The organism is Clostridium sp. OM05-6BH, assembly GCF_003481635.1.
In the GTDB taxonomy this organism is placed as follows: domain Bacteria; phylum Bacillota; class Clostridia; order Lachnospirales; family Lachnospiraceae; genus Butyribacter.
Window position 1 is genome coordinate 51,315 of record NZ_QULH01000006.1, and the last position, 15,299, is coordinate 66,613.

The window sequence follows — 15,299 nt, forward strand, 5'->3', positions numbered from 1 at the left end:
TTTAGAGTATGCCTTATGTTTATTTCAAGAAGGGAGAAAAAGAATGACAAAGAAATGGCGGCGCGTATATGCGTGGGTGCTGACCGTGGCAATGGTCTTATCTATGGCAAATCTGCCGATTACCATTGCTAAGGCAGCATCGACACAGAATCTTACCGTGAAGAGCGGAGCAACCAGTGTAACGATTGCTAAGAATGAGTATGGCGATGATTATATTGGCGATATGTTTTTTAACATACCGGATGCCTTGAAAACGAAGAGTGCAATTTCTTCGAACAAGGTGACTTCCATGACGGTAAAGATCACGATCAAAAGTTTTACACAGGGAAGTGGCGCAAAAGCGCAAGCATTTATTTTTGCACAACCGGATGCATCGGGTGATTGGAATTGGAATCAGTCTTCGACTGCAGAGCTGGTTACCGGCAGTCAGTTAACGCTTACCTATTCCTTTGCAGATATGGATTGGAAAGGTGGAACAACGCTGGGAAATCTTGGCGTGCGTTTTGCCAATGCAGCCGAGGGGAGTACCGTGTCCTATTCTGTTGACTCTGCGGTGATCAATATGGCGGACAGCGGCAGCAGTGCGACAAGTAAGCCAAGCAGCGCGACAAGTAAGCCAAGCAGCACAGCAAGTGCCGGTGGCAATGTTTCGACAGACCAGATTGCGATCACGAGAAGTGTTGGCAGTGGAACAAATGATTATTATGCAGAATACAGTTTTTCTATCACAAATAACAGCAGCGAAACGGTTAGAGGTATTCAGATTTTAATACCGACATCGGGATCGGTTGACGTTGGCTATGTTGAGGGATTTTCTGCAGTGTATGATGCGGCGCTGGGAGGCGTTGTGGCATATTATTCGACAGAGATTGCAGCGGGAGCAACGGTTAGCAGCTCTTCTAATAAAGTTGGTTTTGGAAAACAGCCGTCTATTTCCGTTGGAAAATCTAATGTCATTGCTGTAAATTGTGCAGGTCCAAGTACCGGTGATGAACTGAATTATGAATTAACCGGACGTAAAGATGTTGCATATGCGGACACTCCGGTCGGCAGACATGGTAAACTGTCAGTACAGAAGGTTGACGACTATGCGGCACCGATCATGGTGGATCAGAATGGTGTGCCGACACAGCTTCGTGGAGCCAGTACCCATGGTATGCATTGGTTCCCGCAGTATGTCAATCAGAATGCGTTCCAGACATTGCGTGATGATTGGGGAATCAATATGGTTCGATTAGTTTGTTATCCACGCGATGGTGGATCGGTTGGATATTTGACGGGTGGAGACAGTACCAAACAGCAGCTTGATACATTGATTCAAAATGGTGTCGATTATGCAACCAAGCTCGGAATGTATGCGTTGGTAGACTGGCATGTGCATGCTTACAATCCAAATGAGTATTTGAAAGAGGCAAAGATATTCTTTACAAAGTACGCAACAATGTACAAGGATCATGATAATGTGTTATATGAGATTTGCAATGAGCCGACAGGCACAAATTGGTATAGTGGCAATGGCAAAGATCTTTATACATATTGTAGTGAAGTTATTAAGACGATACGTGCCATTGATCCGGATGCGATCATTATATGCGGAACGAATACTTGGTCACAGGATGTCGATCAGGTAGCGGCTAAGCCGATGAAAGCACTTGGTTATGAAAACATCATGTATACGTTCCATTTTTATTCCGCAACGCACAAAGAGAATTTAATGGAAAAAGTACGTCTGGCAACCAAGGATGGAACACCGATCTTTGTTACCGAATTTGGTATATGTTCAGCAGATGGTAATGGAAGTTATGACGCGGAAAATGCGGATCGGTGGATTGCGTTGTTGGACGAATTAAATATTAGTTTTGCATGCTGGAGTTATAGTAATTGTAATGAAAAATCGGCGTATTTTAAGAGCAGCTGCAGCAATGCCGGGGGCGATTGGACAGCGGATGATCTGACAACAACCGGTAAGTGGCTGATCAATACCTGTCGAGCACACGAGGAGAAAGAAAATGCATCCTATCCGGCAGTATCACCGTCAGCAGAACCGACGAAAGCACCAACAGTAACCGTAAAACCAACGGCAGAACCGACGAAAGCACCGACTGTAACGGAAAAGCCGACGACAGAACCGACGAAAGCACCAACTGTAACCGTAAAGCCAACGGCAGAACCGACGAAAGCACCGACTGTAACCGTAAAACCAACGGCAGAACCGACGAAAGCACCGACTGTAACAGAAAAGCCGACGACAGAACCGACGAAAGCACCGACTGTAACGGAAAAGCCAACGGCAGAACCAACGAATAAACCGACAGTAACGACTGCTCCGGACAAGGGGATACAGGAGGCACCATCGACAGCATTAACAATAGTGGCACGTACGTCTACCTCCTTAACCGTACAGGCAACCGTTGCAGCACCGGCAGGCAAGAGTTATGAATACACAATTGATGGCACATCATGGCAAACGCAGACCACCTTTACTGATTTACAGCCTGCTACAAGTTATACCGTGTCAGTACGCTATGCAGAAACCGACAACTATCAGGCTAGTATGATCTCTGACCATACGTTGACAGGAGGTACACTAGTTGAAGATGTGTATAAGATCGACTTGTCTAAGCTGGACGATACGACTTATGTCGATGGCATGTTTAGCAAAGATGATGCAACCGGTAAATCTTATGCAGCAAGTTATGATGCTTCCAGTAATGAATTGACATTATCCGGGACAGATCATACTTTTGAATTGGTCGCTGATAATGCGAAAGTCAAAATTATATTAAAGAAAGGCGTTTCTGCAGCGTTATGTGGAGTGACTTGCGGAAACATTTCCAGCGAAGATGATACAAGCCTTGAGATGGTTCGAGGTAGCAATACTACTGGAAGTATTGAGGCAGCAAATGTCATTGTTTCCGGTGGAACTAACAACACCGAGCAGATTATGGCAGATACTATTGCGGTAAAGGGCGGAAGTCTGACCGCTGTAGCTGCCAAAGAAAGTAATAAAACAGCATTATCTGCAGACAAGATCACAATCACGGATGGAGAAGTGACTGCGATCGGGGACGGAACAGGTGGCGCATTATATGCAGATAGTAAGATCTCTTTGATCGGAGGAACACTGACGGTGAAAGCGGGTCCGAATAAAACGGAAAAATCTGCTATTGATGTGAAATCAGATGAAAGCAGCGTTATCTTGGTCGGAGATATTAAGATCATTAATCAGACAGATGGCGCACTTGGAACGGACGATTTGTTCTCGAAGGAGACAATTTCCACAGGGGGAACAACGACGAAGTTAGTTACCGTAACATTTGATACAGTAGATGAAGTTTGGACCGTGACAGTGGAACAAGGTTCTGATATTATTTTGCCGAATAAACCAAAGGAGAATTTAATTTTACGGTGGTATAGTGACCGTGAGGTACAGGGATATGCCCCGGGAATTATATACACGGTACAAGAGAATACATACTTCTGTGCAAAATATTTTGATAAGGCGCCGGTAGAACCGAGCAGCAAGCCAACAGTGGCACCGAGCAGCGAACCTACCGTCACACCGAGCAGCGAGCCAACAGTGGTACCGAGCAGCGAGCCGACCGTGGAACCAAGTGAAGAACCAATCGCGACACCAACGGCAGAGCCAACGAAAGCGCCGGAACCAACGGCAGCACCGATAAAAACGCCGACACCAACGGCAGAGCCAACGAAAGCGCCGACAGTAACTGAAAAGCCAACGGCGGAACCAACGGATGCACCGGCGATAACACCGGTACCTAGTGATGATCCGACTGAAAGTGTTGCTCCAAGTGAGAAACCAACGGTCACACCAACGCAGAAGCCGGGAATTCAGGCAACCGGAATACGTGTTATTGCCAGTGTGAAAAAGGTAAGTAATCTTCCGGTAAAACAGAAATTGCAGCTTGCAGCAGGAAAGAGTATGCAGCTTACGGTGACTTTGTTGCCGATAGGAGCTAAGCCTCAGAAACTAACGTATACCAGCAGTAAACCATCAATAGCAAAAGTAAGCGGTAGTGGTAAGATTGTTGCTGGTAAGAAAGCCGGAACGACAGTGATCACGATTCGTACAGCGAATGGATTGCAAAAGAAAATTACCATTCGCGTTATGAAAAAAGCGGTGAAGAAGATCAAACTGTCTGGCGTTAAGAAGTTAAAGGTTGGTAAGAAACTCAAACTGAAAGCCAAAATCACGCCTAAGAAGAAGTATGCATCTGCTAAAGTATTCTGGGTATCTGGTAATACTAAAATTGCAACAGTGACACAGAGCGGTGTTGTAAAAGCGAAGAAGAAAGGCAAAGTTAAGATTACTGCAATTGCAACGGATGGCAGTGGTAAGAAGAAAGTGATCAAACTTACCATTAAATAAATTTTAACAGATCGACTTAGAAATAAGTGGCAAATATGCCTTTTGAAAATTTAGAAAAAGAACAACCAAGTATTTATTGGTTGTTCTTTTTTGCTTTATAGGAAACTTGTCGTTTCCTATAAAGCGAAAAATGCTCCGCGAGGATGCGCATCTCGCGGAGAAGAAGTTAGCTGTAAACAGCACCGCTCGAGCGCGAAAGAGTCGCAAGCGACTCTTTGTTCTTTAATCGGAAATTGCTGTCTGGCAATCTTAATTTTTTCTTAAGGAAACGGACATATATTACAGCTATAAATGTTGTAATATATAACCAAGGAGAAAATTATAAGCTCCATCGTAATATTACTATTGTAGCAAAACGGACAGCGCGATCAATTGTCCAACATAGAAAGGAGAGAGTAATATGAGGATGAAAAAATATGTAATGACGCTGGCATTATGTATCGCTGCAGGAGTTATGCTGACTTTACCGGCGCAGGCAGATGCAAAGTCAACCGGGAAGTTGACCAAAAACATCAAATGGTCTTTGAACTCTGATGAGACAGTATTGACAATCACAGGAAAAGGAACGGTGGATATCCGTAAATTTCGTAAAGAGGGAAGATACAAATGGCCTGGTTCAGAAGCGGGACAGCCGGCAATTTTTGACAAGCTGGTGTTTGGAGAGGGGATAACAACAATTTCATCTGGCTTTTTTTGTATTGAGGGTATCAAAACGATTTCACTGCCAAAGAGCTTTAAGAAGATCAAAGCGTCCAATGAAATGGATGCTGTCAATGGCTCTTTTGAACCATACAGCACGACATTAAAGAAACTTCAAGTGTCTAAGAAAAACAAGAAGTTCTCTGTCAGTAAGGGCATCTTGTATTCAAAGGACAAAAAGAAGTTGTACATTTATCCAAGTGGCAAGACGGAGAAAAAATTTGCAATACCTTCCAAGGTAACCAAAATTTGCAGACGTGCCTTTTATGGAAATTCCATAGAGAGTGTTATTATGGGAAATAAGTTGCGTGAAATTGGTCGGCAGGCTTTTGCGAAAACAGAGTTAAAGTCTGTAAAGCTTCCAAAGTCGTTGAAAATTATTGAAGATTCTGCGTTTGACAGCACTCAGATTTCATCTGTAGAATTGCCAAAGGGCCTTAAGCGGGTAGGAAATCATGCGTTTGGAAACATCAAAGATTTATCGACGATCATCGTACGATGCAATTGTAAACTAAGTTATGTGTTTGCAGACAGTGGTTTTCAAACAAATCTTCAAACCTATGACCGAGAGAACTATACGGATTTTCGAATTGTATTGGGTAAGGAATTAAATGCAACAATATATCGTTTGTTTGCTGATTTTGCAGATCACATAAGACTCGGCAAGATGAAAGTTGAAGTTGAGAAAGGCAATAAGACATATTACATCAAAGACGAGGCGGTATACGCTAAACGAGGGGATCGTCTGAAAGAGAGCTTTAAGAAGTCAAATGGTAAAAAACTATCATAAGAAGGGAGTGATTTTTATGAAAAAATGGAGACAGGTAGCAGTAATCATGTTTTGTCTAATGGCAGCGATGACTATGACAATGACAGCAGATGCCAAGACAAAGAAAAAGCAGCCAAGTGGTAAAGTATGCAGTGGGGTGAAATGGACATACAATAAAAAGAGTAAAACGTTAACTATAACTGGAAAGGGATATGCTAAAATTACCGGGTTTTATGACAAATCACTGAGCAGTTATGAGTGGCCGTGCTCGGAAGATTCTGTATTGCCGGTGTTTACGAAGATTAAATTTGGAGAGGGGATCACGCAGGTCGATTATCGATATTTTGCAATGGAGGGTATCAAGCAGATATCGTTGCCAAAATCTTTTAAAAAGATTAAGTATGCAAGCCCAGTTCGTGTCAATGGAGCTTATGAAGGCTGGAGTACAACCTTAAAAACGATTTCTGTAAATAAAAAGAATCGTAACTTTTCATCATCAAAAGGTGTATTGTATTCGAAAGACAAAAAGACAATTTACATATATCCTTCGGGTAAAAGTGTCACCAATTATAAGTTATCCGATAAGGTGACGACGATTGCACCGTATGCATTTTATGCAGCGGATATGAAATCAATTCAGCTTTCTTCAAAGCTAACAACTATTGGAGAGTGCGCATTTCAGTATTCAACAGTCAAGACAGTTACTGGCGGCAAAAAACTTCGAGTGATAGGACAGATGGCTTTTTATGAAGCCGATGGATTGACCAACTTTGCCTTTGACAGTGCACTTAGAAAAATAGGCAGCAATGCGTTTTATGCCTGCAGGCTGCAAAGTGTAACTCTTCCGGAAAAACTGGTATCTGTAGGAAGTTGTGCGTTTATGGCAAACGAAGAATTGCGTTCTTTGACGATATTATGCAGATTAAATCTGGGAGAAATCTTTCTGCTTTGTACGAAAAAAATGAATTATAGCAAGTCGGAATATGATTACCGACCAATTACGGTAAAGCTTGGGAAGAATGCTACCGGACCGCTTACGACACTCATAGACGATTTGGGGCAGCAGATCACTTTTGAGGTGGATAATGCCAATCCGATATATTACGTGAAAGCCGGGGTGCTTTATAAGAGAAAGGGAAACGAAGTATGCTATCCCCAAAAAGCATCTTAATATCTTGCAATATGCATAATAAAATAGATAAATAAAATATATTTTTGTAAAAATTGTACATGAAATTTTCAAAATTATGTTGCAATACTACTACGAAAATGTTAAGATAGTTTTCGTAGCAAAAGAAATAACTCATGGGGGAGTTATTTCGATAATGTATTGGGCGTGATTGGGATGTAGAAAGACATTTTTTGTGGGGACAAAGGATGTCTTTTTATTGTACGTGATGGTGACGGATATCGTTAATGTGTTTGCTTCTTTTTTCATGAATTAATATCAAAAATATGTGGATTTTTTGGGATTTATCGGTATAAATATTGGGAAAGTATCGGTATTTCTTATGGATTTCTATTCATATTTTTTGGTGATGATTTGTGTTATTTTGTCATAAAAACGTACAAGTTTCTCAATCTGCCGGGAAGGAGAAGGATTATGGCTTTTCGTAAAAAAGCACTTGCTATTGTCATGAGTATGGCAATGGTAGCAACTTCGCTGTCAATTCCAACAACGACAGCCAAAACGGCGGAAGCCGCCGGCACAACATTTAACAACCTTAATCAATCGCAGATTACAGAGGCGATGGGTGTAGGTTACAACCTTGGTAACTCATTGGAGGCTGCAAGTTCCGGAACACCGAATGAAACAGCATATGGCAATCCAAAATTAACAGAAGACTTAGTTTTGGCAGCCAAAGACGCAGGATTTAAATCTATCCGTATTCCGGTATCCTATCTTAGCATGATTGACGACAACAATGGATACAAGATCGACTCTTCTTGGTTAGATCGTGTACAGCAGGTTGTTGATTATTGCGTTGACAATGATATGTATGCAATTGTCAACATGCATGGAGACGGTTATACGACAGTAACAGGTGGCTGGTTATTATGCGGCAGTTCTGATCAGACCAAGATCAAAGCAAAATATAAAGCGTGCTGGGAGCAGATTGCAGATCGTTTCAAAAACTATGATGAGCATCTGATCTTTGAGTCCATGAATGAAGAATTTGATGGAACTTATGGAACACCTAGCAGAACGGCTTATGCAAATATAAATGCCTACAATCAGATTTTTGTGGACACCGTAAGAAAAACCGGTGGAAACAATGATCAGAGATGGTTATTGATTCCGGGATGGAATACCAATATTGATTACACGGCGGAGGATTACGGATTTGCACTTCCTACCGATAATTATCTGTCTTCTAAGATTGCATCAGGCGAAAAAAGAATTATGATCTCTGTACATTATTATGATCCATGGGATTTCTGTGGAACAGAGTCCGGTGCAACCACACAGTGGGGAGACAGTATTACGGATTATTCGAAGAGAGCAAGCTGGGGTGATGAGTCCTATATGGCATCTCAGTTCAAAAAGATGTCTAGCAAATTCGTTTCACAGGGCTATCCTGTGGTGATCGGTGAATTTGGTGCCATCAATAAAGCAAGTTATGATAGCCAGAATAAAGTTTGCCGTGCAGAGTATTATCAGAAAGTCTGCTATTATGCAAAGCAGTATGGATTGATCCCGGTAGCTTGGGACAATGGATACAACGGAGACTATGGTTTTGCGATCATTGACCGTTATTCCAACAAGGTTGTTCATCAGGAATTGATGGACGCTATGATGGAAGTGTATGGTGGTAATGAGTCCGCAACGGCAACAGGCATTCAGTTAAACAAGAGCGAGTTGACAATTCACATTGGTGATGAAAAACAGCAGCTTACAGCAGCATTAACACCATCGGACAGCAAGGATAAAGTTCTTTGGAGCTCCAGTGATGAGTCAGTAGCTACCGTTAATTCCAAAGGTCAGGTAAGTGCAGTAGGAGCAGGAACTTGTACGATCACTGCATCTGTTCCATTAGGATACAAAGCAACCTGTAAGGTGACGGTACCACAGGCCAACTATGTACGTGCGAAATTATATTTATTAGAGACAGCAAGCTGGCAGTCAGTCATCAGTGATGAATATGTTGATATTTATTCAGAAGGAGGAAAATTCTCCTTGTCCTTAGATGCGACTAAGAGTCAGTTGCAGAATATTGGTTCTTTGTATATCAAAGATATCAATGTTGCTGATGATGAGGCATCTGTATTTGACAAAGCAACTTTGAAAGTAACATCATTTGAAATTAACGGACAGAAATATACCATGAAAAATGGAAAATTTACGTATGATGTTTCACAGAAAGCATCAGATGATGGATTGATCTGTCCGGTCTTTAATTTCTCATTTATTAATGTGTGGGCGAATACACATGTAAACAACGTAACTGTGGAAAATGCAAATTACAAGGCATATTTCAATAATGTAAATTACCAGACGACGAATAAGGTAACCATGAACTTTGAGGTGTCCGGTATTAATGGTGGCAGTGATGTTCAGCCAACAGTAGCACCAACAGTGGCACCAACAAAGGCACCAACGGTAGCGCCAACAAAGGCACCAACGGCAGCGCCAACAAAGGCACCAACGGTAGCACCAACAAAGGCACCAACGGTAGCGCCAACAAAGGCACCAACGGTAGCACCGACGAAGGCTCCGACAGTAGCACCAACCGCAGCTCCGACACAGTCACCGGTTATTTCAGATACGACGGAGATTGTATCTAACTTAGAGTCTACGTATGCAACGAACGATCCACAGTGGTTGTTAAATGCATCTGACGATGATATTGTTACTGTAGTTTATACTTGTACAGATCCTTCCCATGGTAACTGGGGTATTTTAGGATGGGGTGCATCTGTAGACAATGTATGGCAGAGTGGTGATAATTATTCTGCGGCAAGTAATGCAACGGATAAAGTAACGAAGACATATACAGTCAAAGAATTAAAGGCAACCATGAACATTAAGAGCACATCAAAGGTTACCTATTTGTGCTTGTCTGCTTGGAACGGTGGCAAGATCGTAAGTCTTACACTTTCTAAAGTAGGTGGAGAGACTCCACAGCCAACCGTAACGCCAACGGTAGCACCGACAGCAACACCAACGGTAGCACCAACAGTAGTACCGACGGTAGCACCAACAGCAACACCGACAGTAGCACCGACAGTGGCACCAACAGTGGCACCGACAGCAGCACCAACCACAGAGCCTTCCGGGGACAGCAAAGTAACAGGCTCGGTAAAACTTACCAGTAATTGGGGCAGTGGCGGAATTGCAGAGATCACGCTTACCAACAATACAGGTGTCAGCTATACCGATGGATGGACGGTAGAGTTTACCTTAGACCGCGAGATTACTTCTATGTGGAGCGGTACTTGTGAGAGCCTTGGCAATAATCGTTACCGCGTAAGCAATCCAGGCTGGGATGGCAATTGGGCAAATGGTAAAACAATCACATTAAATTGTGGTGTTGGTGGAGGCAGCAACGTACCAGCGATCACAGATATCGTGATAAAATAATGAGCACAGTGTGCAATTATTAAGATATAATTGTTACAGATAAAGGAAGCCCTTACATTAGAGGCTCCGAGAACTCTTGCAACTGTTTTCAATATTAAGGAAAGCAGAAAAAGATGTATCGGAGCCTCTTTTTAATTGATAGGAAAATGCTCGTAACGTAGGGGGAAGCCAAAGCAAAGCGCTGGCTTTGCTTTTTTATTTGATAGGAAATTGCTGTTATGTAGCGTGACATCGCCAAGAATTGCTTTAGCAATTCTTGCAAAGCAAAGCGCTGGCTTTGCTTTTTTATTGAGGATTATTTAGGTTGGCTTGATATTCGCGTGGTGATATACCCTCGTTTTTTTTGAAAACTTTACTAAAATAAAAACCATTACAAAAACCCAATTGATCAGCAATCTGCGTTACAGTAAACTGTTTGCTGGATAGTAAGATTTTGGCCTGCTCAATGCGGTATTTTTCAAGGAAAGCAAAAATAGTCTCACCAGTTACTTCCTTAAATTTACGGTTCATGTAATCAAAATTATGATGAAATTGTTTTTCTAAAAGGACACTTGTGATTTTTGTTTTGTAATTACTTTTCAGATAAGAAAGTAATGGGAGCGCGGAAAATGTGCCAATGTTATTTGGTGGAAATAACGCATTAATATGTGCACGACATATTTTTAACAGCAGCATTGCAAAATTGCAATTTATCATGCTTTGATGATAAGGGCTACCCGGTACTGCATTGTTTGTGGCAGATATAATTTCATTAAGGATTTCATAATAAGAAGCTCCTGAAAGTGTTGCATTCTTTGGAATAAGTATTTGTTCGCATGGTTTGTACTGTAATGGGGAAGCATTAAGTTCACTATGCATTGAAAGAAATTGGTGATAAACTTCTTCTTCGGACAGCAACAGTTCTTTTTGTGGGTTCCATTGAAAATGAATATAGTAATAACTTACCGGAGAATTACTTTGGACACCAAAGTGGCATTTATCAGGACATAATAGCAGGGTCTGTCCGGCACTTAAGTGGTAAATAGTATCTTCTTCCTGCAAAAGCATACTGCCATTTGTGATGAAATATAGAATCCAGTCAGATGGGGTGCGGCGAAAATGCTTGTTAGGAGCAGGAACAGAAACTGATCCGGACAATGTAACGTGTGGAAGAGATTGTAAATTGGTTATAAAATATGTTTGTTTCATAAACTACTCCTTAAAAGTCGCTATTATATATGTTTGCGTCGCTATAAATCATGGAATACCAGTTGCGAAAATGGTAACATAGGAAGAGCAATAAGTCAATTACGATTAAAGGAGGGAATGAAAATGCTGAAAAATAATAAAAGAAGTTTACAAGTGACAGCAATTGCTGTAACCGTCACATTATTGCTTGCCGGAGCATCTGGGCAAGCGGCTGCAAAAGCAAAAAAAATAACGATCAATCATAAGAAAATGACACTCGCGATTGGTCAAAAACGAGCACTAAAAGTAAAAAATACAAAAAAGAAAGTGAAATGGATCAGTAAAAATAAAAAAGTTGCTATTGTTAATAAAAAAGGGATTGTTACAGCGAAGAAAAAGGGATCAGCAAAGATTGTTGCACGTATCGGAAAGAAAAAATATACTTGCAGAGTGACGGTTAAGCCGAACAAAAAGAGAGCAAAAATAAAGAGTACTAAGAAACCGACTTATACAATGCGTCCAATTGCATCAAAAGTACCGGTAGTGTCTCAAAAGCCGACGATTGTACCAACAGCAACGGTTAATCCAACGCCAACACCGATACCATTACCGACAGTGAAGCCGACACCTGTTCCGGATGAGGGGTGGCAGACCGGGAAGGTCAGCGGATCAGAAGAAGATTATAATAAATATTTTGCATTAAATATGAAAGACTATACAAGGAAACAGAAAGGAACGGTGCTTGGAACGATTGAAAGCATTACGTATCCATCCAAAGTTGTTGGAGCAGAACGCGAAGCATATGTGTATTTGCCACCACAGTATGATAGCAGCAAAAAATATCCGGTATTATACATGATTCACGGAATTGGCTGTGAGAGAGGACAGTGGGTTGGCATGTCCTTAAAAAATATATTAAGCAATATGATTTGCAGAGGTGAGGTTGCACCATTTGTAGCTGTTATACCAAGTGTTGTTCCAAAAGATGGAGTGTCGTCAAATACGCTGGGACCGGAGAATATTGGTGCATTCACCATGTTTGAACAGGAGTTTTTACAGGATCTAGAGCCATATATCCTTGAAAACTTTGCCGTGTCATCCGACAGAAAAGATACCGGAGTATGTGGTCTGTCTATGGGAGGCATGGAGGCATTACATTTAGGATTTGCCATTAAAGATCATTTTAATTATATTGGATCTTTTTCAGCCGCACCGACATTGGATCAAAGTATATTAAATACGAATGGTTGGAAAAATGTGCCGGAAACCGTACTCCTTTGTAGTGGGACAGCAGACACAACAATAGGAGATAATCCTTATAACTATCATAAAACATTGGAAGAGAACAAGGTGGATCATATTTGGTATATGTATCCGAACGGTACACATGAAGAAAAAGTATGGCAAAACGGATTGGTAAACTTTTTGCTTAGAAGTTATCGGTAACAAGAGAAAGTTTTCGTATGTAATTGCGGAGACTTCGTAGATTATGCTTTCAAAATAACCTTTTAGATTAAGAAACCGACATATGCAGTAGGATAATGAAAATGTATAATGCATTTCTGAATAATTTCTACATATATGTCGGTTCTTGCATGTTATGGGGAAAGGGAGTGCTTGTAGAGAACAACATTCATTGAAACAAAATAGGACAATATGTTATGATATGTTATAACAATGATTGAGAGATCAATGCGGAAAGGGGACATATTGTGATAATTCTATTGGTAGAGGATGATACTGCATTGGCAATGGGAACAACATATGCTTTAGAGAGCGAGGGGATGCAGGTTATACATACGACAGATTGTGCACAGACGAGGAAAGTATGTGGGACAGATCAAAAGATCGATCTTGTTCTGTTGGATGTCATGCTTCCGGATGGAGACGGGTTTTCGTTGTGTGAATGGTTAAAAGGAGAACAACCGGATATTCCGGTCATCTTTTTGACGGCATTAGAGGATGAGGGGAATGTTGTGCATGGCTTACAGTATGCAGATGACTATATTACCAAACCATTTCGCACGAAGGAATTGATCGCGCGGATATATGCAAATACCAGAAAATATCAGAAAAACATATCGAATCTGACCGAAACTGCGGATGACAAGATAACATATTATTTGTCCGACAGTGTAGACAGCAAGAAGATGCACAAGCTATCCGAAAATATGGACAGAAAAAAGAAACCAATCTTTTATTTAGATGAAAAAAATATGCAGGTATACCGGGAAGGTGTTCCAATCACATTAACGCTTAGTGAATATCGTCTGTTTCAGACACTTTACGATCATCGAGGCCAAATATTGACCCGTGAACAATTGATGGAGCAGTTATGGTCTGTGGACGAGGCCTTTGTAGATGACAACACGTTGTCCGTTTATATGCGCAGGCTGCGTCAGAAAATTGATCTGTATCAGGAAAAATCATGTATTGCGACGATTCGTGGTGTGGGCTATAGAATGAGAGAGGAATAAGTTTATGCAGGAAAAAATAGTAAAACAATATGTTTGTATATCACTCGGATTATGTCTGCTGACTGCGCTTTTGTGTTATGGGATATATTTGGTATTGCCAATGCTTGGTTGGGATATGGCAATGACGCATATGAAATATATCATGGCATTTGTCTGTATGCTTGTACTTTGGGGGTACAGTATTTGGTATGTAGGAAACATATGCCATAAAATTGATAAGGCAAGCGATGTGTTTGCGGAAATATTAGAAGATAGTGTTAAACCGGATCGCGCAAAGACGTCTATAGAAGTTTGGAATGAAAAATTATCATCTAGTAAACAGGAAGGTGCGGTCGGACGATTAGAGCATCACATACTAGAGAGTGTACGCATTTTGGGACAGAGAGAAATATCGAGCCGAAAGGAACAGCAATATCTCAAAAAAATGATGACAGATATATCACATCAGATCAAAACACCGCTTGCATCATTGCAGGTTTTTTTGGATATTTTTGAGCAAAAGTTTACACAACAGTCTGATGACACGGCTGTTATTGATATGGTGCATCAGGCACAAAAGCAATCGATCCGGATACACCGTCTGGTCATTGGATTGCTTAAATTGACAAGACTCGAATCCGGTATGTTAACGCTGCAAAAACAACCGGTGAATCTGAACATTCTGTTGCAGGAATGTGTGCAGTCTGTCTGCGCAAATTATATAGATAAAGATTTAAATGTTGTGTTGTCCGGAGATCCGGAGGTGTCTATCTGTTGTGACCGTGAATGGACGTTAGAAGCGCTTGATAATCTTTTGAAAAATGCCGGAGAGTATAGTGAATCACACGGAAAAATTGAAGTAACCTGGTCTGCTTCGGAGATGGCAGTTATCGTAAAGATTACGGATCATGGTGCAGGGATCGCTGCAGAAGAATTACCAAAGATTTTTAATCGCTTTTACCGTGTACATCCGTCTGATGCATCGACAGAAGGAGTCGGCATCGGACTGGCACTTGCCAAAGAGATCATCGAGAAACAGGGAGGCTCCCTCGTGGTAGAGAGCAGTACGAACAAGCCAAGTTATACAAGCTTTGAAATTGTATTTTTGCTTCACTGATCGCAGAAGTCATTTTTTGGTGGCTGCAAAATGCTATATAGTCATTGACATAATAAGCAATATGTGGTTGTGGGGGATTTGAGGTATGGGAAGTTTGGGTTGCTTATCCTGCGAATCTT

The 15,299-nt window shown here is 41.3% G+C and carries 8 protein-coding genes; 7 read left to right on the forward strand and 1 reads right to left on the reverse strand.

The window, feature by feature from the left end:
- The first annotated feature begins 43 nt into the window (after positions 1–43).
- The 4 genes from DXB73_RS07330 (at position 44) to DXB73_RS14515 (ending at position 10,440) form a co-directional block, all read left to right on the forward strand.
- Positions 44–4,390 (forward strand): cellulase family glycosylhydrolase, encoded by a 4,347-nt coding sequence (locus DXB73_RS07330; protein ID WP_118690637.1) that lies wholly within the window; start codon positions 44–46, stop codon positions 4,388–4,390.
- A gap of 400 nt (positions 4,391–4,790) precedes the next feature.
- On the forward strand, positions 4,791–5,879 hold the full coding sequence (locus DXB73_RS07335) for a leucine-rich repeat domain-containing protein (protein ID WP_118690638.1): 1,089 nt from the start codon (positions 4,791–4,793) through the stop codon (positions 5,877–5,879).
- Between the two features lie 16 nt (positions 5,880–5,895).
- Positions 5,896–7,029 carry a leucine-rich repeat domain-containing protein gene (locus tag DXB73_RS07340; protein ID WP_182448228.1) on the forward strand — a complete coding sequence of 378 codons (1,134 nt, stop codon included), beginning with the start codon at positions 5,896–5,898 and terminating at the stop codon, positions 7,027–7,029.
- A 432-nt stretch (positions 7,030–7,461) separates the two neighbouring features.
- Complete coding sequence (locus DXB73_RS14515; protein WP_182448506.1) at positions 7,462–10,440, forward strand: cellulase family glycosylhydrolase; 2,979 nt, start codon at positions 7,462–7,464, stop codon at positions 10,438–10,440.
- 285 nt (positions 10,441–10,725) lie between these two features.
- Here DXB73_RS14515 and DXB73_RS07365 read toward each other — a convergent pair whose 3' ends face one another.
- Positions 10,726–11,628 (reverse strand): AraC family transcriptional regulator, encoded by a 903-nt coding sequence (locus DXB73_RS07365; protein ID WP_118690640.1) that lies wholly within the window; start codon positions 11,626–11,628, stop codon positions 10,726–10,728.
- A 123-nt stretch (positions 11,629–11,751) separates the two neighbouring features.
- Between DXB73_RS07365 and DXB73_RS07370 the strand changes: the two genes are divergently transcribed.
- The 3 genes from DXB73_RS07370 (at position 11,752) to DXB73_RS07380 (ending at position 15,180) form a co-directional block, all read left to right on the forward strand.
- The gene (locus DXB73_RS07370; protein WP_182448230.1) at positions 11,752–13,053 is read left to right on the forward strand and encodes an alpha/beta hydrolase-fold protein; all 1,302 of its coding nucleotides are present in this window, start codon (positions 11,752–11,754) and stop codon (positions 13,051–13,053) included.
- Between the two features lie 266 nt (positions 13,054–13,319).
- Entirely contained in the window at positions 13,320–14,084 is a 765-nt protein-coding gene (locus DXB73_RS07375) for a response regulator transcription factor (protein ID WP_118690642.1), read from the forward strand.
- Between the two features lie 4 nt (positions 14,085–14,088).
- Positions 14,089–15,180 (forward strand): HAMP domain-containing sensor histidine kinase, encoded by a 1,092-nt coding sequence (locus DXB73_RS07380; RefSeq protein ID WP_118690643.1) that lies wholly within the window; start codon positions 14,089–14,091, stop codon positions 15,178–15,180.
- The last annotated feature ends 119 nt before the right edge of the window (positions 15,181–15,299 follow it).

Excerpts from the sequence above, each read along its gene's own strand:
- DXB73_RS07370 (WP_182448230.1), top strand. The coding sequence starts at position 11,752 with ATGCTGAAAAATAATAAAAGAAGTTTACAAGTGACAGCAATTGCTGTA.
- DXB73_RS07380 (WP_118690643.1), top strand. The coding sequence starts at position 14,089 with ATGCAGGAAAAAATAGTAAAACAATATGTTTGTATATCACTCGGATTA.
- DXB73_RS07365 (WP_118690640.1), bottom strand. The coding sequence starts at position 11,628 with ATGAAACAAACATATTTTATAACCAATTTACAATCTCTTCCACACGTT.
- DXB73_RS14515 (WP_182448506.1), top strand. The coding sequence starts at position 7,462 with ATGGCTTTTCGTAAAAAAGCACTTGCTATTGTCATGAGTATGGCAATG.
- DXB73_RS07340 (WP_182448228.1), top strand. The coding sequence starts at position 5,896 with ATGAAAAAATGGAGACAGGTAGCAGTAATCATGTTTTGTCTAATGGCA.
- DXB73_RS07330 (WP_118690637.1), top strand. The coding sequence starts at position 44 with ATGACAAAGAAATGGCGGCGCGTATATGCGTGGGTGCTGACCGTGGCA.
- DXB73_RS07335 (WP_118690638.1), top strand. The coding sequence starts at position 4,791 with ATGAGGATGAAAAAATATGTAATGACGCTGGCATTATGTATCGCTGCA.